We start from the raw sequence: 25,896 nt of genomic DNA, 5'->3' as shown, positions 1-25,896 counted from the left end.
GGGTGGCTAAGGGAGGTTTTAGTGTCTCGCGAATGGTCTCAGGGGTAAACGGTGTTTATATGGAGCATTTCCCAGACATCGGTAACATATCAGCCTGACTACAATACATTCCTCACCCTGACGTAACAAAACGAGGTGGCCAATGAAGCGTCGTAAATGGATATGGCTAGTATGGGCCGTAGTCTTGTTAAGCTATTTAGTGCCTTACACCCTCTTGAGTGGTGTTGCGCTTTGGTACGGTAGCTTCCTGTTTTGGTCGTGTGCAGGCTTAGCGGTCATTGTTCTGAACGTGTTTATTACTAAAGATTTTGAGGACCACCGTAATGACTGAGTCCCTCATCTGGTGGTCCATTGCCGTCTACTTATTGATCGCGATAGTGATTGCGATTCTGTCGCGCCAGAAACCTGCGAAAGGTGCTTCAGAAAGTATGTCGGCATACTTTCTGGGCAACCGACAAATGAACGGGGTTGTATCGGCGCTTAGTTACAGCGCCACGACGTATAGTGCGTTTATGATGGTGGGCTTGGCGGGCTTGACTTATGCCGGAGGCGTGGGGGCGCTGGGTTTTGAAATCATCTATTTCGCCGGTGTTTCTCTGGTGGCTGTTTTCGGGCCCAAGTTCTGGGCAGTCGGCAATAAATTCGGCTATGTGACACCCAGCGAGATGCTGGGCCACCGTTACAACAGCACGCATGTGGCCATGGCTGTGTCGATTACCAGCTGTATCTTCCTGATTCCTTACTCGGCCGTTCAGCTCGCTGGCGTCGGTTATCTTTTGCAAGGCATGACCGATGGCGCTATTACCTTTACCACGGGTGTGGTGCTGGCCACGCTGATCGCTATTTTCTTCACTTATATCGCGGGGATCCGTTCGGTCATGTGGACCGACTCGCTCCAGGCCATCATGATGATAGTAGCGTCTACGTTAGTGGCTTTTCTGGTCATTCAAGGCCTGGGAGGTTTCGGCGCGCTATTCGATACGCTGGCAACGGAGCACCCGCAGTCACTGACGGTACCTGGCCCTGGGCTGTTCAGCTTTGTCACCTTCCTGGGGCTCACCATCCCCTGGTTCTTCTTTAGCCTCTCTAACCCGCAAGTCAGCCAGCGTCTTTTTATGCCCTCTTCGCTGCGTTCAATGCGTCACATGCTGATTGGTTTCCTGGTGTTTGGCTTTATCTACACTATGGTTTCTGTGCTGTGGGGTTTCTCTGCCTTAGCCGCTTTCCCTGCTTTGGAGCGAGCAGATTTAGCGACACCCACGCTGCTGGCTTCAGAGTTTGTTCCGCCGGTATTAGGGGTGATCGTGATGATCGGCATCATGGCGGCCGCGGTCTCTACTATTGATTCGATCATGCTGACCCTGGCGTCCATGGTATCGCGTGACGTCTATGCAAACGTTAAACCGAATGTCAGTGAAAAGCGCCAACTGCTAATGGGTAAGTTTGTTGTGCCGGTAATTGCACTAATGGCGCTGGCCTTTGCCGAGTTGGAGTTGGATCTGATCGCCGTGCTTTCGGTGGCCGCCTCGTCAGGCCTGGTTGCTACGGTGCCTGCGCTTATCGGCGCTTTTTATTGGAAGCGAGGCACCGCTGCTGGCGCAGTGGTCAGTGTGGTGGGCACTAGCGCGTTTGTACTGCTGATGTATGCCACCGGCAATTCACTGCTGAGCCTGCCCGCCGGTGTATGGGGGATTCTGGTCGCCAGCGTTCTGTTTGTGGGCGTCAGCCTGATGACCAAGCCTCATCAGGCGACCACGGATGCGTTCTTTACTGCTATCTCTGAAGAATTGGGTAAAAATCCCTCCAATGGGGCCTGTAAGACTTAGCCTTTAACGCCAAACCATTAACTGCTTGCGATAATCATCTTGCGCCTGGCTGGCGCTGACCGGTGTCAGCCATACCTGGGTGCCGGGCAAACATTGGGCCAGGTTGGCGCAAGCAATCGGGGTGAGAGCGCCTAAACGCGGATAGCCGCCAATGGTCTGGCGATCATTCATCAGCACGATAGGTTGGCCATCCGGCGGGATCTGTACCGCCCCCAGCGGAATGCCTTCGGAAATGATGCCCGTCAGGGAGCCATGCAGGGCGGGGCCTGTCAGCCGCACGCCCATACGATCGGCACGGTTATCCACTGTCCACGGTTGGTTGAAGGCTTGGAAAAGAGAGCGGCCGCTGAAAGCGGCGATTTGCGAGCCGAGCACGATGGGTAAGCGGCAGCCTGACACTGGCATTTGCGGGCCTTGGCCTTCTGCAAGACGTCGAACCGCCGGGGCGGCGCCTTTCCAGGTCAAGCGGTCACCCGCTTTTAGCGGTTTGCCATCTTCGTGCAGGCCGCCCAGTTGCTCGCGGGCGGTGCAGGCGCGGCTACCCAGCACCTCCGGTGCATTCAGCCCGCCTGGGAAGGCGAGATAGGTGCGCAAACCCTGGCGCGGCTGGCGAAATACCAAACGCTGGCCGGGTAGGAGTTTAAAACTGACATTGGGCGCGAGCGGTTTGCCATCCAACTGGGCATCCAGATCGGCGCCGGTTAGCGCCAGACGCACTTCGCTTTCGGCTTCCAAGCTCAAACCGCCGCCCATGACGATTTCCAGCGCGGCGCTGTTGGGTGCGTTACCCAAGAGCCAGTTGGCCCAGCGAAACGAGATCCAGTCGGCAGCGCCGCCCTGAGTGACGCCTAAGTGGCCGACGCCAAATCGCCCGGCATCTTGTATCAACGCCAGCGGGCCCGCCTGCTTAACCACTAGCCCTTTTGATGCATCATTGTTAGCCGCGGGGTTCATGACCGCTCCTCCATGGGCGTGGTGTCACCACCGTCCGCTTCGAACTCTTCGCGGGAGATCGCTCTAAAGCGCACTTTATCGCCAGGGCGAAACAGTGGTTCACCGCGCTTGGCGTATTCGAATAGTGGCACGTTGGTGCGGCCCAGAATGTTCCATCCTCCCGGCGAGAGCAGCGGATAAATCGCCGTTTGCCGGTCGGCGATACCGACGCTGCCAGCGGCTACCTTACGACGCGGGGTTTTCAGGCGTGGCGTTGCCAACGCTTCGTCTACCAGGCCCATAAAGCCGTAACCGGGCGCAAAGCCCAGCGCGAACACGCAGTAATCATGGTTACAGTGCTGCTGGATTAGCTCGTCGACACTCAAGCCCGCGCGTTTAGCGACCAGGGCCAGCTCGGGTCCGACGCTTTCGTCATACCACACGGGAATATCGTGTAGCTCCCCCGCTTGGGTATTGGCAGGGGAGAGCCCGGATAGCGCCTGGTTGATCAGCTGACAGGCCGCGCCGTGGTCCAGCTGTTCGCAGTCGTAGTGCACGAGTAGCGTGGTGTAGGAGGGCACCAGATCAGTCAAGGCAGCCCCGAAGGCATCGCGCAGCGCTTGGTCGGCGGCGATCACCCAAGCCATGTTGGCCTCGTCGATGGTGTCGAACAGCCGCACCATCAAGGCATCCATGGCGGTGGTCTCAATGCGAATTTTAATGCGGGTCGCTTCAGTGCGTGTTGTTTCAATGCCTGGTTTCACGCTTGCTCCAGCGCCTGAAAGGCCTCGCGAATGGCGCGCACGGCCGCCACGGACTCAGGATTGTCGCCGTGAACGCAGAGCGTGTCGCAGGCTAACTGCAGCGGTGTGCCGTCGAGTGCGGTGAGCGGCTCGCCTTTGGCCAGCATTACCGCTTGGTTAACGATGGTGGTCTGGTCGTGGTGCACGGCGTTGGGTAACCGGCGCGAAGCCAAGTGGCCGTTGGCGTCGTAAGCGCGATCGGCAAAGGTTTCAAACCATAGGGTAATACCCAGTTTGGCGGCTAGCTCGCGGTGCGGTTCGGGATTAGCGGTCGACATGATCATTAATGGCAGGCTGGCGTCATATGCACGCACGGCGCGCATGACGCCTTCGAGTAGCGCCGGGTTGGCGGCCATGTCGTTATACAGCGCCCCGTGGGGTTTGATGTAGCTGAGCCGTGCGCCTTCGGCTTGGCAAATGCCTGCTAGGGCGCCAACTTGGTAAAGCACCATGTCCTCGGCCTCTTCGGGCGAGCAGGCCATGGAACGGCGCCCAAACCCCATCAAATCCGGGTAACCAGGATGCGCACCAATGCGAACATCATGCTGGACTGCCAGCTTGACGGTGCGGCGCATCACATGGGGGTCAGACGCGTGGAAGCCGCAGGCGATGTTGGCGCAATCGACGTAGGGCATCGCCTCGGCATCTAAACCAATAGTCCAGTTGCCGAAACTTTCGCCCATATCGCAATTAAGCAGGGGAATGGCCATAGCGACTCCTGTCGTTGATGCAGTGGGTGCTTGCACGTGGCTGATGTTGAAATAAAAACCATCACCAATATATGAACACGGCATCCTGAGTGCCAATCGTTTTTGACGATACTAACTATCGGGCCCTCCTATCATATTGTTATTTGGTGGAAAAATAGTTGACGCTTGGGCACGATACGCTTATCACAGTAAGGGCGGGCGTGATAATAACGTTGGTGAAACAGCGCTGCCGAAGATGGTCTCGAAGTTGCATAGTGAACTTGTGTTCACGAGCATCAGCACACAGCTGTCAGCGTTGCGTGTCAGCAGGACGGCGCTTAGTTACTCTCAAAAGTCATTTGTAGGCGTGTCACAATGCTCGATTTTAAGGAACTTGAGGCGTTTGTATGGGCGGTGAGGCTGGGCTCCTTCCGTAAGGCGGCGACCCGATTACATCTGACCCAGCCCTCAATTTCTGAGCGTATTTCGCGTCTTGAAACCGCCGTGGGGGAGCTACTGCTAGAGCGTGCCGCCCGGCCCATTCAGCCCACCATGCGGGGCCGCGAGTTCTTTGTGCACGCTGAGCGAATGCTGCACCAGCGTGACGAGGCAATGAGGCTTTTCGATGATGAAGAGGCGTTTTCTGCACCATTGCGGCTCGGTACGATTGAAACCATTGCCCATAGCTGGTTTCCCGAGTTTATGCGCCAGCTTACCGAGCGCTATCCGCGCCTGACCATCGAACTGACGGTGGATTATTCGCCGGTGCTCAATGAGCGGTTACTCGGCAACGAGTTGGATATCGTGTTGGCAATGAACGGATATTCACCCCAGAAGCAGATCGATTATGAGTCATTGAGTCCTTATGAGATGGGCATGTTCGTCTCCCCCCGGCACGCGCCGTTGCTCAGCGAAAGTGCCGACATCTGGGGCAGGCAACTGCCATTTATCTCCTTTGGCAAGCTGGCGCGCCCCTATACGGAACTGGTGAACTACCTGGCAGAGCAGGGCGTGGCCAGCCCACGTATTCACAGCGTCAGCACGTTGATGACGATAGTCCGCATGACCACTGAAGGGTTGGGGATTGGTGCCTTGCCGGTGGCCACCGTGCTGGAAGAGTGGCAGCGAGGGGAGCTTTACCGGCTTGAACTGCCGGTGCCGTTACCGGCGATGCACTATGATGTGATATGGCGTCACGCTAACCATCCGCGCTTTTGTCGCGGCGTTGCCCGCCTGGCCCAAGAGTGTGCCTGCCGCTATGCACAAGCGCGCCGTGCTGATATGACCACAATACTTTTCTCCGGGCGTTGGGTTGCCACCCGCGCCTCCTCTGGTACCACCAAAGCACCACACTGTTAGCACCATACTATTAATAGAAATAAGAGGGTTCTCACAATGCGCAAAACATTAACTTCCACACTGCTTCTGGCCACCGCCTGCGGTTTAACGTTCACGGCGCACGCCGCAGAGTGGACCATGGCCACACCTTACGGTGATGCCAGCTTTCACACCCAAAACAACAAGCAGTTCGCCGAGGACGTGGCCGAAGCTACCGATGGCGAGTTAACTATTACCGTACATAGCGGCGGCTCATTGGTATCGCATGGTGAAATCAAGCCGTCGGTTCGCCGGGGCACCATCGATGCGGGCGAAGTCTTCCTCTCGGTACTTTCCAATGATGATCCCATTTTCGAAGTGGACACACTGCCAGGGGTTGCCGGCAGCTACGATGATGCTTACGCATTATGGGAAGCCACCAAGCCAATGATCACCGAACTATTCGCCTATGAAGGGTTGATTCCGCTCTACGCGGTCGCCTGGCCTGCGCAAGGTATCTATACGTCAGAGCCGCTCACCGATCCTGAGCAGTTTGAAGGCCTGCGCGTGCGTGCACCCAACATCAATACCCAGCGTTTTGTCGACAACCTGGGCGGTAGCCCCACGGAAACCGAAGAGTCTGATATCCCGACCGCCTTCAGCACTGGCCGTGTGGACGCCATGATTACCTCGAGCTCTACCGGTAACTCCATGGCGGCTTGGGACTATGTCACCGACTACACCGACGCTAACCTTTGGTTGCCCAAGAACATTGTTTTCATCAGCCAGCGCAGTTTCGATGGCCTGGATGAAGCGACCCAGGAAGCCCTGATGGAAGCCGCCGCTGAGGCTGAAAAACGTGGTTGGGAGATGAGCCGCGAGGATAACCAGGCAAGCCTGGAGGCATTGGAAGAGAACGGTATTTCGGTTTCTGAGCCAAACGAAGCCGTTTCAGAGGCGCTGCAAGCCGCTGGCGATGAGCTGTTTGAAGATTGGCAGTCACGCGCCGACGATGAAGCCAAACAGGCGCTGGAAACTTACCGCGAGCAACGCGACAGCTAATAGCCGAATCATTGTTTCTTGCAGGGGCCGCGGCAATGCCACCGGCCCTGCTTTTTCCGCGCGCTTTATGAGGCTGCGAACATGACGTTTAAATTCGACAAGCTCTATCGCCTCGGTGCTTGGGGGGCGGCGGCGTGCATGGTGGCTATCTGTGCGCTGATAGCACTCCAGGTGACCTTCCGCTTAGTAGATGCGCTACTGGTGCTGGTGGGTTTGAGCCGGCTAGGCATGAGCATTACCGGCGTTTCAGAAATTGCGTCTTACTTATTAGTCGGCGCGACATTTCTTGGCTTGGCCTACACCTTTGTGCATCATGCCCATATTCGCGTGACGCTGCTGATTACCCGTCTACCACCGGCAATCCGTGTGTGGTTTGAAGTCTTCTGCTTGATTATTGCGCTCGCGATCAGCCTGATGCTCAGTTACGGCTTGGTTGGCTTGGCGCGCGAGAGCATTCAGTACAACGATGTCTCTTCTGGATTTGTGTCGATCCCGCTGTGGATCCCCCAGCTCGTGCTAGCGTTCAGCGTCGGCTTGCTCTGTTTAGCTCTGGCTGAAGCCTTATTGATGGCGCTTAAAACTGCCATTCGCGACCCCTCGGGTTTTCGCGAAGCGGTGGCCCCAGATGACAGCGAGGAGTATTAAATGATGGCCTTACTATTGTTTCTACGACCCCCGCTTTTAGCTATCTCTCTTTTAACTGCGCTTTTGCGACAAGCGTTTCTGCCTCTTAAACCGGAGAGATCCTCGTGCTGCTACTAAGTCTCGCCACCATTTTTACGCTAGTGCTGCTACTGGGGAGCGGGGTATGGATCGCCTTCGCGTTGATCGGTACTGCCTGGATAGCGCTCGAGTTCTTTAGCTCCTTTTCACCCGCTTCTATTCTGGCCTCCGATTTCTGGGGGGCGAGTTACGGCTGGGACCTGACGGCGCTGCCCATGTTTATCTGGATGGGCGAGATTCTCTTCCGTTCGGGGCTGGCCGATAATATGTTTCGTGGCCTGTCACCGTGGTTAAACCGCCTGCCCGGGCGTTTGCTGCATACCAATATCATTGGCAGCGGCATGTTTGCGGCCGTGTGCGGGTCTTCAGCGGCCACCTGTGCCACGGTGGGCAAGATGACGCTGCCGGAGCTTGAGCGGCGCGGCTACGACAGCAACATGGCGATTGGTACGCTGGCCAGTGCTTCGACCTTGGGGCTGCTGATTCCGCCTTCCATTGTGTTGATTGTCTACGGCGTGGTGACCGAACAGTCGATCTCCAGGCTGTTTATGGCGGGCATCGGCCCCGGCCTGATGATCCTGGCGCTTTTCATGAGCTATCTCATCGTGTGGGCGCTGCTCAAAGGCAACCGTGAAGGGTTGACCGGCGAAGATGAGTCGGGAATGAGCTTTGGCGAAAAGTTACGTAATACCTGGTCGCTGATGCCCATTCTGCTGTTGATTGGCGGGATTATCTTCTCGATCTATGGCGGCTTGGCGTCACCCACCGAGGCCGCAGCAGTCGGCGTGGTACTGTCGATCGTGATTGCCCGCTTCAATGGTCATTTTGACCGCGCTATCTTCAAAAGCTCGCTGTTTGCCGCGGTACGTACCGCCTGCATGATCGCTTTCATCATTGCGGGGGCGTCTTTCCTGACCTCGGCCATGGGCTTTACCCAGGTGCCGATGAAGCTGGCTCAGGCAATTGGCGAAATGGGCCTGTCGCCCACCATGCTGCTGATCGCGCTCACCCTGCTGCTGCTAGTGATGGGCTGCTTTCTTGACGGTATTTCGCTGATTTTGCTGGTCACGGCGATCATCATGCCGCTGGTGAGTGCGGCAGGATTCGATCTCATCTGGTTTGGTATCTATTTGGTGATCGTCGTCGAAATGTCGCAGATAACCCCCCCCGTTGGCTTCAATCTGTTCGTGATCCAAGGGCTGACCGGCAAAGATATCCTGACCATTACCCGCGCCACGCTGCCGTTCTTTTTATTAATGCTGCTGGCGATTGCCTTAATGCATATCTTCCCCGGCATTGCGCTCTATCTGCCTGAGGCCATGACCCGTTAACCTTACCTTTGACTACGTAGCCATTTAACCGCGATAGGAGCGTCATCGTCCTGTCATCAATGTTGGCATACCCTACGCGCCGCCAACCCGCGATGAAAGGAGTGCTCCCATGCGCCTGGCCCTGTTTGATCTTGATGATACCCTCCTGGATGGAGACTGCAGCGACCGCTGGAATTTATGGATGATAGAGCAAGGTTGGGTCAGCGATGCCGGCGCCTTTATGGCCCGGGCGGAGCAAATGCACCAGGCCTATCACGCGGGCAAGCTAAAGCTTGAAGAGTATTTAGCCATGACCCTGGCGCCGCTGCGCGGGCGCCGGGTAACGGATGTGCAAAAAGAGGTCGAGCGGTTTGTCGCCACGCACTTACAGCCGCGTATTTTTAAACAAGCCTGGGCCTGCCTGGAAGCGCATCGCCAGGCAGGCGATACCCTGCTGCTGATTTCTGCATCGGCGCAGCATCTGGTTCAGCCCATTGCGGCTGCTCTGGGGATCGAGCATGTGTTGGCGGTAGAGCTGAGCATCGAGCACGGCATTAATGAAGACGCACGCTATACCGGTGGTAGCGAAGGCATTTTTTCCTATCGCGGCGGCAAGGTGCTGCGCTTGAAGCAGTGGTTGGTCGAGCAGCAGATCACCCCCAGTCACACCACGTTCTACTCAGACTCCCGCAACGACCTCCCGCTGCTGCAGTACGTCGATTGCCCTGTGGCGGTCAACCCCGACCCGGTATTGGCCGAGGTGGCTAGCGTTGAAGGGTGGCGTCGGTTAGATTGGCGAACATCCCCGAACACTTCGTCGCCTAATACTCTGTCAGGAAAATCGGCGCATGCCTGATGTCATCACTACACGCCTTCAACAAGGAGAGCGTTTTTGAGCCCAGCCGCACTCGCCCTAGTGCTGGTGTCGGTGTGTATGCACGCCGGATGGAACGTCTTGGGCAAACGCAATGCGCCGTCGCTGTCTTCCTTTACTCTTGCCTACGGCACGGGGGGGTTGGTGATGTTTCCGCTAGTGTTGCTTGGGCCCTCACTCGTGACGTTACCCAATACTTTTTGGGGTTGGCTGGCGCTCTCTGGACTGTGCCAGATGCTCTATATGGGCGGCCTGGCCTGGGCCTATGCGCGGGGGGAGGTGAGCGTGCTTTATCCCATCGCCAGGGCGTTGCCCGTCGTGCTGGTGCCTCTGATATCAATCGCGCTGCTGGGCAGCCGCGTGCTGGATATGTGGGATGGCCTGGGGATGGCGTTGGTAGTGGCTGGCGCACTTTGCCTGCCGCTTAGCCACCCGGAGGCGCGTCGTTTTTCCACTTATTTAACGCCTGCCATGGGGTTTGCGCTGCTAGCGGCGGCGGGCACGGTTGGCTATTCTCTGATCGATAAGCAGGCCTTAGGGCTGATGCAAAGCACTGGGCACAGCGGGCTCACCGCCGGAGCCGTCTTTATGGTGCTACAGGCGGTGATGACGCTGGCCTGGGCGATACCGCTGCTGGCGCTGTTGCCCGCCGAGCGGCGTCGACTGCCAGCGCTTCGCCAGCAAGGCTTACCGATGCTAGTCACCACCGGGCTGATGATGACCTGCACCTACGGCCTGGTATTGATCGCCATGGCACTCACCGATGAGGTGAGCTACGTAGTGGCGCTGCGTCAGCTCTCGATTCCGGTGGGTGTATTCATGGGCGTGCTATGGCTGAAAGAACCCGCCTCCAGCGCTAAAACCCTCGGCACTCTGGTGATGCTGGCGGGGTTGATGTTGGTGGCGCTGTAAGCAGCACTGACTTTTTAGGCCGATAATCGCCAAGTGAGATTCTCTAGGTTAGAAGCGCCAGGTTAAAGCGCCTGCCATACCAAGTTAATCCCGACTGCGAACATGGCCAGAATGACTAAGCGGTAAAACAGCTTCTCATTGACTCTGCTCTGCAGCCAGAGGCCATTACGCACGCCGATCCAGGCCACGGGCACTAACAGCAATGAGGCCCAGGCGCTGGTCATATTGACTTCGCCAAGCCATACATAAGGACCCAGTTTGGTGGTGTTCACTACCGCGTAAGTGATCGTACAGGTGGCAATAAAGGTCTCTTTGGTGAGCTTGCGCGGCATCAAGTACATGTTCATTGGCGGTGCGCCCGCATGGGCAATAAAACTGGTAAAGCCGCAAACGCTTGCAGCCGGTAGTGCCCAGCGGCTGGAAATTGGCTTTTTAGCGACAGGTTTTAGCAACATATACGCGGCGAACACGACGGATAGAATTCCCAATGCTAGGCGCACGCCTTGCTCACTCAAACTGCCAAATAGCAATGTTCCCACCGCCACGCCGATGAACAAGCCCGGCACAAAACGCCATACTTCCGCATTCGATTGCTTGCCCCACCACGCCTTCACCGCAAATACGTCCATCACCAACAGTAGCGGCAGCAGTAACCCTGCCGCTTGGGTGGGGCTGATCGTCAGCGCCATGAGCGGTACCGAGAGCGTGCCAAAACCACCCGCAAAGCCGCCTTTGGATACCCCGGTGAGATACACCGAAAAGATAATCAACAGCCAAGCGATGATGGAGTAATCGGGGAGCATGAGATTCTCTCGAATAGTAGAGGTCAATAAAAAGCCCCGCAGAGGCGGGGCAAAACAGCATAGCATTAGATAAATGTTAGCGGGCGAAGAGTTGTTCCATCAAACGTTCATCAACCACTCGTGATCTGGGTCGTTGTGGAATTTCCATGCCCGCTTGGGCCCCGCCATGACATTTAAATAGTAGAGCGAGTAGCCATGGGCGGCGCCCACAGGGTGGTAACCCTTGGGCACCAATACGCAGCAGCCGTTTTCCACCGCCATGGTTTCATCAAGGCTGCGGTCATCGGTGTAAACGCGCTGGAAGGCAAACCCTTGTTCAGGGTTAATGCGGTGGTAGTAAGTCTCTTCCAGCAGTGTTTCGTGGGGCAAGTTATCCACGTCGTGTTTGTGGGGCGGGTAGCTCGACCAGTTACCCGCGGGTGTGAATACTTCGACTACTAATAGGCTATCGGCGGGCTCGGTTTCCGGCAGAATATCGTGAACATGGCGTGTGTTGGTGCCCTGGCCACGGGTGCTCTGCTTGATGTTGTCAGGCGCGATGAGGCGTGGGGCATGGTTACCATACCCAGGGGCGGCGCACACCGCTAGCTCTAAGTCCGTGGTCGCTTCCACCGCGTAGCTAACATGGTCAGGCAGATAAACCGCATAGGGGGGGATCTGCTCAAAGATATCCATACGCTGGCCGATATCTTCAAAGCGGTGTTCGCCGCATGTCACCGTGGCGCGACCGGTAAGCAGCACCAGGCAGACTTCTTGATCATCGCTGCTGGTTTCCAGGCGTTGGCCCTTGGCGAGTTTGTGCACCCGAAAGCCAACGTGCTGCCAGCCAGCGGATGCTGGGGTAACGTCAATGACGGTGCCTAGGGTGTCTGGGGCGGTGGGGCGTACCAGTAGGGAAGCCATATGTCGCTCCTTCTGATGGCTAGCGGCTCTGTTGGCAGCTAGCCATTTACGATATTAATATTATGAAAAAATAGACACGTTGGTGTCTGTTTACACCGAGGCGTCGAGCGGGATTTTGCGACCTTCACGCAATGAACGCTCCGCTGCATCGGCTAAGCGCAACGCCTCTAGGCCGTCTTGGGCACCTGCAAGTGGTGCGCGATTCTCTTGCCAGGCGGCGACAAAATCACCAATTTCCAGTTGATAGGCTTGGGCGTAACGCTCCAGGAAGAACCATTTGGGTTTGTCTTCCACTTGGCCTGCTTCACCGGTGAAGCGCAGCCGGGTGTCGCTTTCGTTTTGGGCCTGGAGCATGCCTTGGCTACCAAAAGCTTCGATGCGTTGATCGTAGCCGTAGCAGGCGCGCCTTGAGTTGCTGATTTGGCATAGTTTTCCACTAGCCGTGGTGAGAGTAACCATGGCGGTATCCACATCGCCCGCTTCGCCAATAGCAGGGTCAATAATGCTACTGCCGACGGCAAAGACACTTTCGATCGGTTCATCTAGCAGCCAGCGTGCCATGTCGAAATCATGAATCATCATGTCGCGGAACAGACCGCCAGAGTCACCCACATACTCGGCTGGCGGGGGCGCGGGGTCGCGGCTGATGATAGTCAGTGTTTCCAGTGCGCCTATACGCCCTTCGATAATGGCCTTTTTAAGCGCAGCAAATTGAGGGTCGTGGCGGCGGTTAAAGCCTAGTGCGCAGGTCACTGGATGCTCACTGAGTACCTGCAGAGCATTTCTCGTGCGGGCTAAATCCAGGGCGATGGGTTTTTCGCACAGAACCGCCTTCCCCGCGCGTGCGGCACGCTCCAGATACTCCGCGTGGGTAGGTGTGCTTGAAGCAATCAGTACGGCATCAATGGCGTCGTCCGCGAAGATTTCATCTACAGAGACCGCTCGGCTGGCGTACTGCTCGGCCAACGCCTCTGCGGCAGGCTGATGAAAATCGGCCACGGCGGCCAGGATAACGTTCGGGTGCGAGTGAATGGCCTGGGCATGCACCTTGCCGATGCGTCCAGCGCCGATAAGCGCGAGTTTCATAAGCTCTCCTGTTTTGTTGTTGGTGTTGGCTTGCTGTGGCGTTTATGTTTTACGTTTTTTACTTGAGGCGTTTTCCTGAACTTTTTCCAGCGCTTTGTCTCGTGATTTGTCCTGCCGCACGCCCAGGGCAATCGCCAAGGCCTGGGTTAAGCAAAGCGACGCAGTCAAACTGCGGAAACTTTTCACTTCAGCTTCGTTGACAACGAAAGCGACATCCGCGAAACGTGCCAGCGGGCTCAGGTTCGAGTCGGTAATCACTACAATGGGTAGACCGCGCTGATGGGCGTCCTCGCAGGCTTTTTGGCTCTCTTCGGCATAGGGAGAGAAGCTGATGGTCAGCAGTGCGTCATGTTGGCTCATAGCGCGTAGTTGCTCGCCGTACATACCCCCTAATCCACTGACCAATAAAGCGGGCTTATCCACATGCGCTAAGGCATAGGTCATGTAGCTGGCGACCATGAAGCTTCGTCGTGCGCCCATCACATGAATGGCGTGCGCCTTTTCAAAAATATCCAACGCTTTTTCCAGACTCTCTGGATTAATACGGCTAGGTAGTTGCTCAAGCACGGCGCGGTTGGCGTCGGCGAATTCCCATAACAGCTGGGTGCTATCCGGTGTTTCTCCGGTGGCACTGCGTACCGCGCGAATTCGCTCGGTGTAGTTAGGCAACTCATCAACTAAGCGGCTGCGAAACAGCTGCTGCATTTCGGAAAAGCCCTTAAAGCCCAAGCTATTGGCCAAGCGGATTAAGGTGGATGGAGTGACATCTGCCTGCTCGGCAATTTTGGCCACGGTCGCCAGAGCCACCTCCTGGGGGTGATCAAGCATAAAACGCGCGGTTTGCTGCAAACGTTTGCTTAGCGTGGCGTACTCGGCAGTGATCAGCTTTTCCAGCTCACGGTAGCTTTGTGGTGGCTGCGGCATACACATTCCTTAGCGTTAACTCATGTACCACTCATTCACTCATGTACGTCTGGGCAGTGGCACTGAGCAAAGTGGCTGGCTGTTATGCAGTCTAGTTTATTGGAATAAATATTCCATTTATACCAAAGTATAGAATAAATAATTTGCTGAAATTACTGTTTGGAATCTATATTCCATAGTGCCAAGGCATTTAATGCCACTTCCCTACCAACAATGATAACGTTAAGAGGAATTATTTATGGCACGTCTATCTCAATGGCTTCTAGCCTCTGCCGCCACCACGGCATTACTGGCAGGTGCCGCACAAGTACAAGCACAGGAACAAGAAGCGAGCCGTTTCGTCATGGTGACCCATGGTGTTCCCTCTGACCCTTTCTGGTCAGTGGTGAAAAACGGCGCAGAGGCAGCCGCTGATCTCGTAGGCGCTGAGCTGGAGTACCGAGCCCCATCCACTTTTGATATGGCCAAGATGCAACAGCTTGTGCAAGCAGCGGTAGCGTCTAACCCCGATGGCTTGATTCTCTCTTTTACCGATGAAAATGCCCTGGGCGGTGTTGTTCAAAATGCTGTCGATAACGGCATACCCGTCATCACCATTAACTCCGGTGGCGACGTGGCGAGGGATTATGGCGCTCGACTGCACGTCGGGCAGAGTGAATACGAGGCGGGCAAACAGGCCGCCGAGCGCATGCAGGAACTGGGCGTTGAAAAAGGCGTCTGCGTTAACCATGAACAAGGCAATCAGGGACTTGACCAGCGCTGTGATGGATTTGTCGAGGGCTTCGATGGCAATGCTGAGCAGCTAGCGACCACCTACGACCCCACCAATATTCGCAATGCCATTGTCGCTTACCTCAACGAGAACAGTGATGTGCGTGGAGTACTGACCTTGGGTGCATTGGCCGCTGATCCGATGATTCGGGCCATGCGTGAGCAGGGGGCAACCGATATGTTCACCCTCGGTACCTTTGATCTTTCACCCGGCATTTTGGAAGCCTTGGATGCGGGTGAGCTGGACTTCGCGATCGACCAACAGCAGTACATGCAGGGCTACTTGCCCGTCATGTTCCTCGATCAGTTCGTCAAGAACGGACTGCTCCCCGCAGGGGATGTTGCCACCGGCCCAGGGTTTGTCACTCAAGATAACGCTGCACAGGTCATTGAGTTGAGTAGCCAGGGCATCCGTTGATAACTACCTAATCGGAAAAGGCTCTGCGGTGTCGAGCCTTGGGAGTCGGTCACCATGAATTCCACTGAAACGAAACAATCGGTTGCGCCAGCAGCGGTTGATCAAGATGAGCGGATCCAGAGAGTCTCTTTCTGGAAGAAAGCGCTTAATCGCCCGGAGCTGGGGGCGCTAGCGGGTGCCGTGTTGGTGCTTGCCTTTTTTATAGCTGCTTCCAGCGGAACTGGGATGTTTACCCCAGCGGGTATTATTAATTTCCTTGAAGTCGCCGCTCAGCTCGGCATTATCGCCACGGCGGCTGCGTTGCTGATGATCGGCGGAGAGTTTGATCTTTCGATTGGTTCGATGATTGGCTTGGCAGGCATTCTGATTGCCATCCCTGCGGTGGAGTATGGCTGGCCGCTATGGGCCGCTATTTTACTGGCGTTCGCCTGTGCGGGCCTGGTGGGCTGGATTAACGGCAATCTAGTCAATAAAACGGGGTTGCCGTCATTTATCGTTACCCTAGGCTTCCTGTTCATTCTGCGTGGCCTGGCTATTGGTACTAGCCGGTTGTTGACGGGACGTACTCAGGTGGGGGGAGTGCAGGACCATATCCCCGGAGATTGGTTCGCGGCGCTTTTCTCTGGAGAAGTCGGTACGGGACTATTTAGTTGGATGGCGGCCAATGGCTGGATGGCGACTAACTTTGCGGGCAACCCCACGGTCACCGGTATTCCCGTCTCGATTGTCTGGTGGCTGGGTTTAACCGCAGTAGCGACTTGGGTGCTGCTGTGTACGCCTTACGGCAACTGGATCTTCGCCAGCGGTGGCGATGCCAATGCGGCGCGCAATTCAGGCGTTCCCGTTCAGCGCGTTAAGATTTCGCTTTTCATGTTTACCGCTTTCTCCGCCACCATATTTGCCTGCATTCAGGTCATGGATACCGGTTCGGCGGATACCATTCGCGGTTTATTAAAAGAGCTGGAGGCCATTATCGCAGTGGTCATTGGCGGCGCTTTGCTGACCGGCGGCTATGGATCTGCCATTGGTGCGGCCCTCGGTGCGCTGATCTTCGGCATGGTGCAAATGGGCATTTTTTACACCGGTGTGAATACGGACTGGTTCCAAGTCTTCCTGGGCGTGATGTTGCTGGTGGCGGTGCTATTCAACAATTACATGCGCAAAAAGGCAATGGAGGCTAAATAACATGACGACACGCACTCCAATGATTGAAATGCGCAGTGTTAGCAAACACTTCGGCAGCGTCATCGCCATCAGTGATATCTCAATGCAGGTCTATTCCGGTGAGGTTATGTGCCTGCTGGGGGATAACGGTGCTGGCAAGTCAACGTTGATCAAAACCCTCTCCGGCGTTCATCAGCCCACCCATGGCGAAATGCTTTTGGATGGCAAGCCCGCTCGTTTCAAGTCTCCGGCTTACGCACTCGATGCCGGTATCGCCACGGTGTTTCAGGATCTGGCAATGGTGCCGTTGATGTCGATCACCCGTAACTTTTTTATGGGTCGCGAACCGACGGTGGGCTGGGGGCCTTTGAAGCGGATTGATTGGAAATATGCCGATCGAGTTGCCAAAGAGGAAATGGCTAAAATCGGTATCGATGTACGCGACCCTAGCCAGCCGGTGGGCACGCTTTCTGGCGGGGAGCGTCAGTGTGTGGCGATTGCCCGTGCCGTTTATTTTGGCGCCAAGGTGCTGATTCTTGATGAGCCCACATCAGCGCTTGGGGTCAAGCAGGCTTCCGTCGTACTGCGCTACATTGCCAAAGCCCGCGCGGATGGGCTTGCGGTCATCTTTATTACCCACAATGTCCACCATGCTTACCCAGTGGCCGATGCGTTCACCTTATTGTCACGCGGCGGCAGTTTGGGCTCTTTCCGCAAAGAAGAAGTCAGCCGCGAAGAAGTGCTCAATATGATGGCGGGTGGTGCTGAGCTTGAAAGCCTGGATGCGGAGCTTGCGGAATTCCAGCGCGACGATAAAGCCAAGAAGGCCAACTTAGCCGGTCAAGAAACTCAGCCTGCCGATGCAACAAGCAGCACTGAGGCCCCAGCACCGCGAAGTGCGAGCGGCTATTAAGGAGCCATGATGAACAAACCGACCCCATCATCTCCGTTCACGCTGGCCGTCTGCGCTGAAATGGTGTTCCGTGATTTACCCGTTCTGGGACGCGTTAAGCGTATTTCTGATTTGGGTTTTCAGGTCGAAATCTGGGACTGGACTAAGCACGATATCGAGGCACTGGCCAATAGTGGGGCCACATTCTCATCCATGACCGGCTATGTCACCGGCACCTTAGCGGATGCCGCCGGTGCAGATGAACTGCTGAAAACCGCCGCTGAGTCGGTTGAGGTAGCCAAGCGCCTTGGTATTCCGCGACTTAACCTGCATGGCACGGGGTTGGATGGCGAAGGTCTTCCCGTGAACCCCTGCCAACAGATGACCGGTGCCATGTGGCTAAAAGCCCGAGACACACTCAATCGGCTGGCGGATCTCGGCGAGCAGAACGAAGTCACCTTTGTGCTTGAAAACCTCAATATCGACGTTGATCACCCCGGTGTGCCGTTTGCACGTTTAGAAGATGTTCTGGCGCTGGTGGAGAGTGTAGATCGACCCAGCTTGCGCATTATGTTGGACGTTTATCACGCCCAAATTGGCGAAGGTAATTTGATCGAATTGATTCGTCGCTGTGGGCCGTACATTGGTGAAGTGCAAGTGGCTGATGTGCCTGGGCGCTGCGAGCCGGGAACTGGCGAAATTAACTATCCGGCCATCGCCAAAGCGCTGAACGACATAGGTTATCGCGGCACCATAGGGCTGGAAGGCTGGGCCTCTGGCGACGACAACCTCGCTCTCGACCGATTTCGCGCTGCCTTCACACTTTAATCCACGGTTGATAAGCCTTATCGATTGCCAGCCAAGACGCTTTTATGCCCAGTGCCATCCTGTGACTAGTACCACGAATTTGTGACGTGGGGAGACATTTATGCTGAATAACAATAATCAACACCGACCGCTTGACCTGATTTGCCTGGGACGCGTGGCGGTCGATCTTTACGCCGAGCAGATTGGCAGTCGTTTAGAAGACGTGGCCAGCTTTGCCAAGTACCTTGGCGGCAGCTCGGGCAATATGGCCTACGGCACCGCTCGCCTCGGGTTGAAATCCGCCATGCTCTCGCGAGTCGGCGAAGAGCAGATGGGCAACTTCGTGCGCGAAGAGCTGGAGCGGGTGGGGGTAGATACCACCGCGCTACAAACCGATCCCGAGCGCCACACCGGCCTGGTTCTTCTGGCTTTAAAAGACCGTGAAAGCTTCCCGCTGCTATTTTATCGTCGCGACTGTGCTGATATGGCCATCGACGCCGACGCCATCGACCCTGAATTTATCGCCCGGGCCAAGGCGCTGGCGATTACCGGCACGCATCTTTCTACCGATACCACCCGGCGGGCGTGTCGCAAAGCGCTGGACGCCGCTGCACATTATGGCGTGAAGCGGGTGCTGGATATCGACTACCGCCCCGTATTGTGGGGTCTGACTAACCCTGGCGATGGTGAAACCCGCTTTATCGCCGATGATAAAGTGACCACCGATCTTCAGCGCTGGTTGCCGGACTTTGACCTGATTGTAGGTACCGAAGAGGAGTTTCATATTGCCGGCGGCAGCACGGACACCTTAGCGGCTTTGCGCGTAGTGCGAGAGGTTAGCGAAGCCACTCTGGTATGCAAGCTGGGGCCCATGGGTTGTGTGGTGTTTGAAGGCGCCATTCCTGACCGTATTGAAGACGGCATTTTAGTTAAGGGCGTACAGGTCGAGGTGCTCAATGTGCTGGGTGCCGGGGATGCCTTTATGAGTGGCTTGCTACGCGGCTGGCTGCGCAATGAACCCTGGCAAGCCAGCGCCGGTTATGCCAATGCCTGCGGCGCGCTGGTGGTCTCCCGCCACGGCTGCGCCCCGGCCATGCCCACCGAAGATGAGTTATTCGATTACCTGGAACGCCGCGATGAGGTACCCCGTCCGGATATCGATCAGCACCTAAACCATTTACACCGCGTCACTACCCGAATGCCCGTTCAGTGGCCCGAAGTATTGGGGTTGGCATTTGACCACCGCCGCCAGCTCACCGATATGGCACGCGAAGAGTATGCCGACAGCGCGCGGCTGCCAGCACTTAAAAAACTCCTGGTCACCGCCGCCGAAGAGGGTGCCAAACTGGGCGGTATTTCCACGCCCGCGATCCTGGTAGACGACGTGCTGGGTCAGGACGCGCTCAATCAAGCTAGTGGAAAAGGCTGGTGGATTGGTCGACCGGTGGAGCTTCCAGGCTCACGCCCGCTGCGTTTCCAGCATGGCGATGATTTAGGTGCCTGCCTGCGCAACTGGCCTAGAGAACAGATTATTAAATGCCTGGTGTTCTATCATCCCGACGACGAACTCTCGCTGCGCCTAGAGCAGGAGGAGCGGCTGCGCCAGCTCTACCAGGCGGCTTGTGCCTATGGGCTGGAGCTGCTGATTGAAGTCATTCCTCCCGCCGATATGCCCAATAACGACACCACTTTGCCACGCAGTCTTCAGCGGCTCTACAACCTGGGTATTCGCCCTGATTGGTGGAAGCTGCCCTCAATGACGGATGTTGCCTGGCAGGCGGTGGGCGAGACGATTGAGCGCGAGGATGCCTACTGCCGTGGGGTCGTACTGCTTGGGCTCGACGCCCCTATGGACGACATGAAACGCGGCTTTGAAGCAGCGGCCAATCATGCCTGCTGTAAGGGGTTCACCGTTGGCCGCACGCTATTTGCCAGTGCGAGTCGTGATTGGCTAGCCGGGCGTATCGACGATGCCCGCTTGGTAGAGCGGGTCGCCCAGAACTATGCCGAGCTGATAAAGGCGTGGCGGCAATTAAGGCAGGCGCAGCCGCAAATGCTGTCTCACACGGAGGAGGCGTAAAATGAGCACCATTCGACTCACCATGGCCCAGGCGTTGGTCAAGTACCTTGCTGCACAACGTATAGAGGTGGATGGCCAAGAAGTGTCGCTGTTTGAAGGCGTGTTTGCGATTTTTGGTCATGGCAATGTGGCCGGAATGGGGGAAGCGCTCTACCACGTGCAAGACACGCTTCCGACCTTTCGCGCTCACAACGAACAGGCCATGGCCCACGCGGCGATTGCCTTTGCCAAAGCCAATAATCGCCAGCGCTTAATGGCCGCGACCAGCTCGATAGGCCCGGGGGCGACCAATATGGTCACCGCCGCAGCACTCGCCCACGCCAACCGATTGCCGATACTACTGCTACCGGGGGACACCTTTGCCACCCGCGAACCCGACCCGGTACTCCAGCAGGTGGAGCACTTTGGAGACCCTACCATTAGCGCCAACGACTGTTTTCGACCGGTGTCGCGCTACTTCGACCGCATTAACCGCCCGGAACAGCTGCTGACCAGTTTGCCCCAGGCGATGGCCACCCTGCTTGACCCGGAGCATTGCGGCCCTGCGACCCTGGCGCTGCCTCAGGATGTGCAAACCTTTGCCTACGATTATCCGGTGGCCTTTTTTGCTCCCAAGGTGCATCGCATTCGCCGCTCGCCACCGGATGCTTACGAGCTTCGCCAAACCATCGCCGCGCTGCAACAGGCCAAGCGCCCACTGATTATCGCCGGTGGCGGCGTGCATTACGCCGCTGCCTGCGATGCCCTGGCAGAGTTTGCTAAAGCGCGGGGCATCCCGGTAGCCGAAACCCAGGCCGGCAAAGGCGCGTTGGCCGATAGCCACCCTTGCGCAGTGGGTGCCATTGGGGTGACCGGCAGCGCAGCCGCCAACCAATTGGCGGAGCAGGCGGATGTCATTCTGGCGGTGGGCACGCGGTTGCAGGACTTTACCACCGGCTCCCGAGCGCTGTTTGAAAGCAGCGATAAAACGCTGATAGCCCTCAACGTTGGCCGCTTCGACAGCCTGAAGCATCAAGCGCTGCCGCTAAGCTGCGATGCCTTGGTCGGGCTGGGTCAACTCGACGCGGCGCTGGGTGAATGGCGCGGCGGCGATGAATGGCGCGAGCAGACCGGCACGCTAAAGCGCGAGTGGGCCGACATAGTGCGCAACGTGACCGCCGACCAAGGGCTGGCGCTGCCCACCGATGCCCAGGTGATCGGTGCGGTTAATCGCCAAGCAGGCAACGATACCACCGTGGTATGCGCCGCCGGTGGCTTGCCCGGCGAGCTGCATAAGCTCTGGCAATGCTCGGGCCCTGGCAGCTACCACGTGGAGTACGGCTTCTCCTGCATGGGCTATGAAATTGCGGGCGGGCTGGGCGTCAAGATGGCCAAGCCAGAGCGGGAAGTGGTGGTGATGGTGGGCGATGGCAGCTACCTGATGCACAACTCGGAGCTGGCTACCTCGGTGATGCTGGGCCACAAGCTGATTGTGGTGGTGTTGGATAACCGCGGCTATGGCTGTATCAACCGCTTGCAGCAGGCCACTGGCGGGGCAGGGTTCAACAACCTGCTGCAAGATTGCCGCACTGTGGAGGCCGGCGCTCCGAAAACCGATTTTGCCGCCCACGCCAAAGCGTTGGGCTGTGAGTCTGAATCGGTCACCGGTATCGCGGAGCTAGAGCAAGCACTAGTGCGCGCTCGCAGCGCCACCTCGACTTATGTGATTGCCCTGGATACCGACCCGTTACCCAGCACCCAAGAAGGCGGTGCCTGGTGGGAAGTGGCCGTGCCCGAGGTTTCCGAGCGTGAGCAGGTTAAGTCAGCCTATCAAGGCTATCGTGAGGCTAAGCAGCGCCAGGCCCGCTAATCGAATGCAGTACATCAGATAGTCGGCGATAGGTTAAAGCACCTTAACGCCGAGAATGCTCAAACAATCATAAGGAATACGCTATGCCAACGGTTACTTTAGGCATCAACCCGCTCACCTGGACGAATGACGACTTGCCCAGCCTGGGCCGTGAAACACCGCTGGAAACCTGCTTGCAAGAAGGCCGCGAGGCAGGCTTTAGCGGCTTTGAATTAGGTAACAAGTTTCCCCGCACGCCTGATGCCTTGAATCAGGTGCTTAGCGCTCACGATTTGACACTCGTTTCTGGCTGGTACTCCGCACGCTTGCTGGAGCGCGCTCCTGAAGAAGAGATTGACGCCATTCAGGATCATATGAACCTGCTCAAGGAATGCGGTGCGAAGGTAGTGGTGCTGTGTGAAGTTACCCATTGTGTACACGGCGATCAGGAGCGCCCGCTTTCACAGCGTCCCCATCTCTCCGAGGAAGAGTGGCAGCGCCTGCTGAGTGGCCTGGAGGTAGTGGGCGACTACCTGAAATCCCAGGGCATTCAGTTGGTATATCACCACCACCTGGGCACTGTGATCGAAAGCCAAGCCGACGTTGAGCGCTTAATGGACAACACCGGCGAAGGCGTGGGGCTACTGCTTGATTTTGGCCATCTGCGCGGAGCTGGCGGTGACCCGCTCGCCATCGCCAAACGCTACAGTCAGCGTATCCATCATGTGCACTGCAAAGACCTGCGTTTCCCAGTGCTTGATACGGTGCGCAACCGCGACAAAAGCTTTTTAAACGGTGTGTTAGATGGCCTATTTACGGTGCCGGGGGACGGCGATGTGGATTTTCTGCCCGCCTTAACCCATCTGTGCGAACAGGGCTACCAGGGTTGGTTAGTGGTTGAAGCCGAACAAGACCCGGAAGTCGCCCACCCGCTGACCTATGCCCGCCTGGGTTACCGCAACTTACGCCAACTTGCCGAGCAGGCAGGTTTCGACGTTGCCAAATAAACAACACCAGCACCGCCCTTTAATCAGGAGCTCGTATGAAGACGTTACCCCATTATCTTAATGGTGAGTTCTCGGCCGGTAATAGCCAACGCACTTCGCCGGTTTATAACCCGGCCACCGATGAACAGAGCGCCCAGGTGGCGCTAGCCACCGCCGATGAAACCCGCGAAGCAGTTCGCATCGCCGAAGAGGCTTTTGCCGCCTGGTCTAAAACCTCGCCGCTGAAGCGCGCGCGTATTTTGTTTAAGTTTAAAGCGCTGGTTGAGGAGCACACCGATGAGCTTGCGCGCCTGATCTCCAGCGAGCATGGCAAGGTGTTTTCTGACGCCAAAGGCGAAGTGACCCGTGGCCTGGAAGTGGTCGAGTTTGCCTGCGGCATTCCTCATCTACAAAAGGGTGAACACTCCATGAACGTCGGCACCGGCGTTGATAGTTACTCGATGATGCAGCCGCTGGGCGTGTGCGCCGGTATCTCGCCGTTCAACTTTCCCGCCATGGTGCCCATGTGGATGTTTCCCATTGCGCTTGCCTGCGGTAACACCTTTGTAATGAAGCCCTCGGAAAAAGATCCCTCTACGCCGCTGCGCTTAGCCGAGCTGCTGACAGAGGCGGGCCTGCCGGATGGCGTCTTCAATGTCGTCAATGGTGATAAAGAAGCGGTGGATGTGCTGCTTACCGATGAGCGTGTCCAAGCGGTGAGCTTTGTGGGCTCCACACCCATCGCCGAGTACATTTACGCCACGGCATCTAAACATGGCAAGCGTGTTCAGGCCCTGGGCGGCGCCAAAAACCATATGGTGATCATGCCCGATGCGGATCTCGATCAAGCAGTGGGCGCCCTGATGGGCGCGGCCTATGGCTCGGCAGGTGAGCGCTGCATGGCGATTTCGGTGGCGGTGCCCGTCGGTGAAGAGACCGCCAACCGCCTGCGTGAAAAACTGGTGGCCGAACTGGATAAATTGACGGTCGGGCCTGGCCTGGTCGATGGCCCGGACAATGATATGGGGCCGCTGATCACCCGCGAGCATCTTGAGAAAGTGGCGGGCTATATCCAGGTCGGCGTGGATGAAGGCGCAGAGCTTGTAGTCGATGGTCGCCAGACCACTGTTGATGGCGCAGGCAATGGCTACTTTATCGGGGGCAGCTTGTTTGACCATGTGACACCCAGCATGCGTATTCACGCAGAGGAGATCTTTGGCCCGGTACTGGCGATTGCCCGCGTGGCGAGCTTCGACGAAGCGGTCAGCATGATCAACGCCCATGAATACGGCAACGGTACGGCGATCTTTACCCGAGATGGCGATGCTGCGCGCCAATACTGCGAGCAGATCCAGGTGGGCATGGTGGGAGTGAACGTGCCGATTCCAGTGCCCATGGCGTTCCACAGCTTTGGTGGCTGGAAGCGCTCGCTGTTTGGCCCGCTGCATATGCACGGCCCCGACGGTGTGCGCTTCTACACCCGCATGAAGACCATCACCCAGCGCTGGCCCAGCGGTATTCGTGAAGAGACCAACCACTTCACCATGCCGACCATGTAAACAGACGACAGGGCACGACACCATTCAACGCCGGGCTCAGCCCGGCGTTATTGTTTAAAACAGGAATAATCACAATGAAAACTCTCAAAATTGGCCTAATTGGCACCGGCTTTATGGGCAAAGCCCACGCCATTGCCTTTAATGCGGCGTCCAGTGTTTTTGAACTACCCGCCAAGCCTGTTTGCGAACTACTGGCGGATGTCGATCTCGCCACTGCAGAGAGCCGAGCGCGGGCCTGGGGATTTGCACGCGCCACCGATGACTGGCGCGCCCTAGTAGCCGACAGCGACGTGGATGTAGTGGACATTTGTGCGCCTAACTTCCTGCACAAGGAGATGGCGTTGGCCGCCATTGCTGCTGGCAAACATGTTTACGCCGAAAAGCCACTGGCGCTGAGTACGGCAGACGCCGCTGAGATGGTTGCCGCGGCTGAAAAGGCGGGTGTCAAAACCCTGGTGGGCTTTAACTACATTCGCAATTCCGCTACCCAGCTGACCCGCCAGATTGTTGCCAGCGGTGAAATTGGTGAGCTGATTCATTTTCGTGGACGGCACAACGAGGATTACCTGCTCGACCCGGAAAAGCCCCACGATTGGCATACCAAGCGGGCGACCGCAGGCGCCGGTGCGTTAGGCGATGTGGGCTCGCATATTCTCAATATGGCCGAGTTTTTAACCGGGCAGCGCATTACCGAGATTTGCGGCCAACTACAAACCGTCATTCCCATGCGCCCCACGGCCGACGGCAACGGTATGGCGGCGGTAGAAAACGACGATCAAGCCCAGGCCATGCTGCGGTTTGACCAGGGTTTAATCGGTAATATCGAGACCTCCCGGGTGGCGGCTGGCCGCAAGATGGGTCTGGCCTACACGCTAACGGGCACCAAAGGCGCCATTGTGTTTGACCAAGAGCGCATGAGCGAGCTGCAACTCTATCGGCATGGCGATGCTCACGGTAGGCGGGGCTTCACCACCCTTTTAGCTGGCCCGGAACATCCCGATTATGCCGCTTTCAGTCCTGCGCCCGGACACGGCCTGGGCTATAACGATCAGAAAATTATTGAGGTGCGCGATCTTGTCGAAGGCATTATCAACGATCGCCCCCTTTACCCCGACTTTCGTGAAGCAGCACGCGTTAATCGATTGATTGAGGCCATCGAAACGTCAGATCAGTCGGGGCAGTGGGTGATGGTATAGCCGTTGCTACTGCACATAGCATTTGGGCCT

General features: G+C 56.9%; 24 protein-coding genes. 17 read left to right on the top strand and 7 right to left on the bottom strand.

The window, feature by feature from the left end; translation table 11 throughout:
• Positions 1 to 142: 142 nt before the first annotated feature.
• Positions 143 to 331, top strand: a complete 189-nt coding sequence (locus ACW44H_RS17805; protein ID WP_113270972.1) for a hypothetical protein — start codon at positions 143 to 145, stop codon at positions 329 to 331.
• On the top strand, positions 324 to 1,826 hold the full coding sequence (locus ACW44H_RS17800; RefSeq protein ID WP_457505850.1) for a sodium:solute symporter family protein: 1,503 nt from the start codon (positions 324 to 326) through the stop codon (positions 1,824 to 1,826). The genes ACW44H_RS17805 and ACW44H_RS17800 overlap by 8 nt, the downstream gene beginning before the upstream one ends.
• A 3-nt stretch (positions 1,827 to 1,829) precedes the next feature.
• On the opposite strand, the gene ACW44H_RS17795 is transcribed toward ACW44H_RS17800, so the two are convergent.
• Genes ACW44H_RS17795 through ACW44H_RS17785 form a run of 3 tightly spaced genes read right to left on the bottom strand, consistent with a single transcriptional unit; the run spans position 1,830 to position 4,272 of the window.
• Complete coding sequence (locus ACW44H_RS17795) at positions 1,830 to 2,780, bottom strand: 5-oxoprolinase subunit C family protein (protein ID WP_457505849.1); 951 nt, start codon at positions 2,778 to 2,780, stop codon at positions 1,830 to 1,832.
• Positions 2,777 to 3,481, bottom strand: a complete 705-nt coding sequence (gene pxpB / locus ACW44H_RS17790) for a 5-oxoprolinase subunit PxpB (RefSeq protein WP_457509077.1) — start codon at positions 3,479 to 3,481, stop codon at positions 2,777 to 2,779. The genes ACW44H_RS17795 and pxpB overlap by 4 nt, the downstream gene beginning before the upstream one ends.
• Before the next feature lie 38 nt (positions 3,482 to 3,519).
• Entirely contained in the window at positions 3,520 to 4,272 is a 753-nt protein-coding gene (locus ACW44H_RS17785) for a 5-oxoprolinase subunit PxpA (RefSeq protein WP_457505848.1), read from the bottom strand.
• Positions 4,273 to 4,626: 354 nt separating this feature from the next.
• On the opposite strand from ACW44H_RS17785, the gene ACW44H_RS17780 reads away from it, so the two are divergent.
• The 6 genes from ACW44H_RS17780 to ACW44H_RS17755 all read left to right on the top strand — a co-directional run bounded on the left by ACW44H_RS17780 (position 4,627) and on the right by ACW44H_RS17755 (position 10,449).
• On the top strand, positions 4,627 to 5,610 hold the full coding sequence (locus tag ACW44H_RS17780; protein WP_457505847.1) for a LysR family transcriptional regulator: 984 nt from the start codon (positions 4,627 to 4,629) through the stop codon (positions 5,608 to 5,610).
• A gap of 36 nt (positions 5,611 to 5,646) precedes the next feature.
• Positions 5,647 to 6,630 carry a TRAP transporter substrate-binding protein gene (locus ACW44H_RS17775; RefSeq protein ID WP_113270978.1) on the top strand — a complete coding sequence of 328 codons (984 nt, stop codon included), beginning with the start codon at positions 5,647 to 5,649 and terminating at the stop codon, positions 6,628 to 6,630.
• Between the two features lie 81 nt (positions 6,631 to 6,711).
• On the top strand, positions 6,712 to 7,275 hold the full coding sequence (locus ACW44H_RS17770) for a TRAP transporter small permease (protein ID WP_457505846.1): 564 nt from the start codon (positions 6,712 to 6,714) through the stop codon (positions 7,273 to 7,275).
• Between the two features lie 104 nt (positions 7,276 to 7,379).
• Positions 7,380 to 8,684: a TRAP transporter large permease gene (locus ACW44H_RS17765; RefSeq protein ID WP_457505845.1), complete on the top strand. Its 1,305-nt coding sequence runs from the start codon at positions 7,380 to 7,382 to the stop codon at positions 8,682 to 8,684.
• 109 nt (positions 8,685 to 8,793) lie between these two features.
• Complete coding sequence (locus tag ACW44H_RS17760; RefSeq protein ID WP_457505844.1) at positions 8,794 to 9,519, top strand: HAD family hydrolase; 726 nt, start codon at positions 8,794 to 8,796, stop codon at positions 9,517 to 9,519.
• A gap of 36 nt (positions 9,520 to 9,555) precedes the next feature.
• The gene (locus ACW44H_RS17755; protein ID WP_457505843.1) at positions 9,556 to 10,449 is read left to right on the top strand and encodes a drug/metabolite transporter; all 894 of its coding nucleotides are present in this window, start codon (positions 9,556 to 9,558) and stop codon (positions 10,447 to 10,449) included.
• 62 nt (positions 10,450 to 10,511) lie between these two features.
• Here ACW44H_RS17755 and ACW44H_RS17750 read toward each other — a convergent pair whose 3' ends face one another.
• The 4 genes from ACW44H_RS17750 to ACW44H_RS17735 form a co-directional block, all read right to left on the bottom strand.
• A complete protein-coding gene (locus tag ACW44H_RS17750; protein WP_457505842.1) occupies positions 10,512 to 11,252 on the bottom strand; it encodes a sulfite exporter TauE/SafE family protein in 741 nt (246 codons plus the stop codon).
• A 99-nt stretch (positions 11,253 to 11,351) separates the two neighbouring features.
• Positions 11,352 to 12,155 carry a 5-deoxy-glucuronate isomerase gene (gene iolB, locus ACW44H_RS17745; protein ID WP_457505841.1) on the bottom strand — a complete coding sequence of 268 codons (804 nt, stop codon included), beginning with the start codon at positions 12,153 to 12,155 and terminating at the stop codon, positions 11,352 to 11,354.
• Positions 12,156 to 12,245: 90 nt separating this feature from the next.
• Positions 12,246 to 13,241, bottom strand: a complete 996-nt coding sequence (gene iolG / locus ACW44H_RS17740) for an inositol 2-dehydrogenase (protein WP_457505840.1) — start codon at positions 13,239 to 13,241, stop codon at positions 12,246 to 12,248.
• A 42-nt stretch (positions 13,242 to 13,283) separates the two neighbouring features.
• Positions 13,284 to 14,165, bottom strand: a complete 882-nt coding sequence (locus ACW44H_RS17735) for a MurR/RpiR family transcriptional regulator (protein WP_457505839.1) — start codon at positions 14,163 to 14,165, stop codon at positions 13,284 to 13,286.
• A 238-nt stretch (positions 14,166 to 14,403) separates the two neighbouring features.
• Between ACW44H_RS17735 and ACW44H_RS17730 the strand changes: the two genes are divergently transcribed.
• The 9 genes from ACW44H_RS17730 (at position 14,404) to ACW44H_RS17690 (ending at position 25,866) form a co-directional block, all read left to right on the top strand.
• On the top strand, positions 14,404 to 15,354 hold the full coding sequence (locus ACW44H_RS17730) for a sugar ABC transporter substrate-binding protein (protein WP_457505838.1): 951 nt from the start codon (positions 14,404 to 14,406) through the stop codon (positions 15,352 to 15,354).
• 54 nt (positions 15,355 to 15,408) lie between these two features.
• Positions 15,409 to 16,539, top strand: a complete 1,131-nt coding sequence (locus ACW44H_RS17725; protein WP_457505837.1) for an ABC transporter permease — start codon at positions 15,409 to 15,411, stop codon at positions 16,537 to 16,539.
• Between the two features lies 1 nt (position 16,540).
• Positions 16,541 to 17,431: an ATP-binding cassette domain-containing protein gene (locus tag ACW44H_RS17720; protein WP_457505836.1), complete on the top strand. Its 891-nt coding sequence runs from the start codon at positions 16,541 to 16,543 to the stop codon at positions 17,429 to 17,431.
• A gap of 9 nt (positions 17,432 to 17,440) precedes the next feature.
• On the top strand, positions 17,441 to 18,238 hold the full coding sequence (locus tag ACW44H_RS17715; RefSeq protein ID WP_457505835.1) for a TIM barrel protein: 798 nt from the start codon (positions 17,441 to 17,443) through the stop codon (positions 18,236 to 18,238).
• A gap of 100 nt (positions 18,239 to 18,338) precedes the next feature.
• A complete protein-coding gene (locus tag ACW44H_RS17710; protein ID WP_457505834.1) occupies positions 18,339 to 20,297 on the top strand; it encodes a bifunctional 5-dehydro-2-deoxygluconokinase/5-dehydro-2-deoxyphosphogluconate aldolase in 1,959 nt (652 codons plus the stop codon).
• Position 20,298: 1 nt separating this feature from the next.
• Positions 20,299 to 22,146, top strand: coding sequence for a 3D-(3,5/4)-trihydroxycyclohexane-1,2-dione acylhydrolase (decyclizing) (gene iolD, locus ACW44H_RS17705; protein WP_457505833.1), 1,848 nt, complete (start codon positions 20,299 to 20,301; stop codon positions 22,144 to 22,146).
• A gap of 83 nt (positions 22,147 to 22,229) precedes the next feature.
• Complete coding sequence (gene iolE / locus ACW44H_RS17700; RefSeq protein WP_457505832.1) at positions 22,230 to 23,132, top strand: myo-inosose-2 dehydratase; 903 nt, start codon at positions 22,230 to 22,232, stop codon at positions 23,130 to 23,132.
• Between the two features lie 35 nt (positions 23,133 to 23,167).
• Entirely contained in the window at positions 23,168 to 24,670 is a 1,503-nt protein-coding gene (locus tag ACW44H_RS17695; protein ID WP_457505831.1) for a CoA-acylating methylmalonate-semialdehyde dehydrogenase, read from the top strand.
• A gap of 74 nt (positions 24,671 to 24,744) precedes the next feature.
• Positions 24,745 to 25,866: a Gfo/Idh/MocA family protein gene (locus tag ACW44H_RS17690; protein WP_457505830.1), complete on the top strand. Its 1,122-nt coding sequence runs from the start codon at positions 24,745 to 24,747 to the stop codon at positions 25,864 to 25,866.
• Positions 25,867 to 25,896: the final 30 nt, after the last annotated feature.

The sequence above is a fragment of the Vreelandella sulfidaeris Esulfide1 genome (assembly GCF_054072535.1).
The sequence above is the reverse complement of the archived record's forward strand: the minus strand, read 5'-3'. Positions and strand labels throughout refer to the sequence as shown.

What these genes read in the sequence shown, in the direction of transcription:
- ACW44H_RS17805 (WP_113270972.1), top strand. Translation starts at nt 143, where the DNA reads ATGAAGCGTCGTAAATGGATATGGCTAGTATGGGCCGTAGTCTTGTTA.
- ACW44H_RS17800 (WP_457505850.1), top strand. Translation starts at nt 324, where the DNA reads ATGACTGAGTCCCTCATCTGGTGGTCCATTGCCGTCTACTTATTGATC.
- ACW44H_RS17795 (WP_457505849.1), bottom strand. Translation starts at nt 2,780, where the DNA reads ATGAACCCCGCGGCTAACAATGATGCATCAAAAGGGCTAGTGGTTAAG.
- ACW44H_RS17785 (WP_457505848.1), bottom strand. Translation starts at nt 4,272, where the DNA reads ATGGCCATTCCCCTGCTTAATTGCGATATGGGCGAAAGTTTCGGCAAC.
- ACW44H_RS17780 (WP_457505847.1), top strand. Translation starts at nt 4,627, where the DNA reads ATGCTCGATTTTAAGGAACTTGAGGCGTTTGTATGGGCGGTGAGGCTG.
- ACW44H_RS17775 (WP_113270978.1), top strand. Translation starts at nt 5,647, where the DNA reads ATGCGCAAAACATTAACTTCCACACTGCTTCTGGCCACCGCCTGCGGT.
- ACW44H_RS17770 (WP_457505846.1), top strand. Translation starts at nt 6,712, where the DNA reads ATGACGTTTAAATTCGACAAGCTCTATCGCCTCGGTGCTTGGGGGGCG.
- ACW44H_RS17760 (WP_457505844.1), top strand. Translation starts at nt 8,794, where the DNA reads ATGCGCCTGGCCCTGTTTGATCTTGATGATACCCTCCTGGATGGAGAC.
- ACW44H_RS17750 (WP_457505842.1), bottom strand. Translation starts at nt 11,252, where the DNA reads ATGCTCCCCGATTACTCCATCATCGCTTGGCTGTTGATTATCTTTTCG.
- iolB (WP_457505841.1), bottom strand. Translation starts at nt 12,155, where the DNA reads ATGGCTTCCCTACTGGTACGCCCCACCGCCCCAGACACCCTAGGCACC.
- iolG (WP_457505840.1), bottom strand. Translation starts at nt 13,241, where the DNA reads ATGAAACTCGCGCTTATCGGCGCTGGACGCATCGGCAAGGTGCATGCC.
- ACW44H_RS17735 (WP_457505839.1), bottom strand. Translation starts at nt 14,165, where the DNA reads ATGCCGCAGCCACCACAAAGCTACCGTGAGCTGGAAAAGCTGATCACT.
- ACW44H_RS17730 (WP_457505838.1), top strand. Translation starts at nt 14,404, where the DNA reads ATGGCACGTCTATCTCAATGGCTTCTAGCCTCTGCCGCCACCACGGCA.
- ACW44H_RS17725 (WP_457505837.1), top strand. Translation starts at nt 15,409, where the DNA reads ATGAATTCCACTGAAACGAAACAATCGGTTGCGCCAGCAGCGGTTGAT.
- ACW44H_RS17720 (WP_457505836.1), top strand. Translation starts at nt 16,541, where the DNA reads ATGACGACACGCACTCCAATGATTGAAATGCGCAGTGTTAGCAAACAC.
- ACW44H_RS17715 (WP_457505835.1), top strand. Translation starts at nt 17,441, where the DNA reads ATGAACAAACCGACCCCATCATCTCCGTTCACGCTGGCCGTCTGCGCT.
- ACW44H_RS17710 (WP_457505834.1), top strand. Translation starts at nt 18,339, where the DNA reads ATGCTGAATAACAATAATCAACACCGACCGCTTGACCTGATTTGCCTG.
- iolD (WP_457505833.1), top strand. Translation starts at nt 20,299, where the DNA reads ATGAGCACCATTCGACTCACCATGGCCCAGGCGTTGGTCAAGTACCTT.
- iolE (WP_457505832.1), top strand. Translation starts at nt 22,230, where the DNA reads ATGCCAACGGTTACTTTAGGCATCAACCCGCTCACCTGGACGAATGAC.
- ACW44H_RS17695 (WP_457505831.1), top strand. Translation starts at nt 23,168, where the DNA reads ATGAAGACGTTACCCCATTATCTTAATGGTGAGTTCTCGGCCGGTAAT.
- ACW44H_RS17690 (WP_457505830.1), top strand. Translation starts at nt 24,745, where the DNA reads ATGAAAACTCTCAAAATTGGCCTAATTGGCACCGGCTTTATGGGCAAA.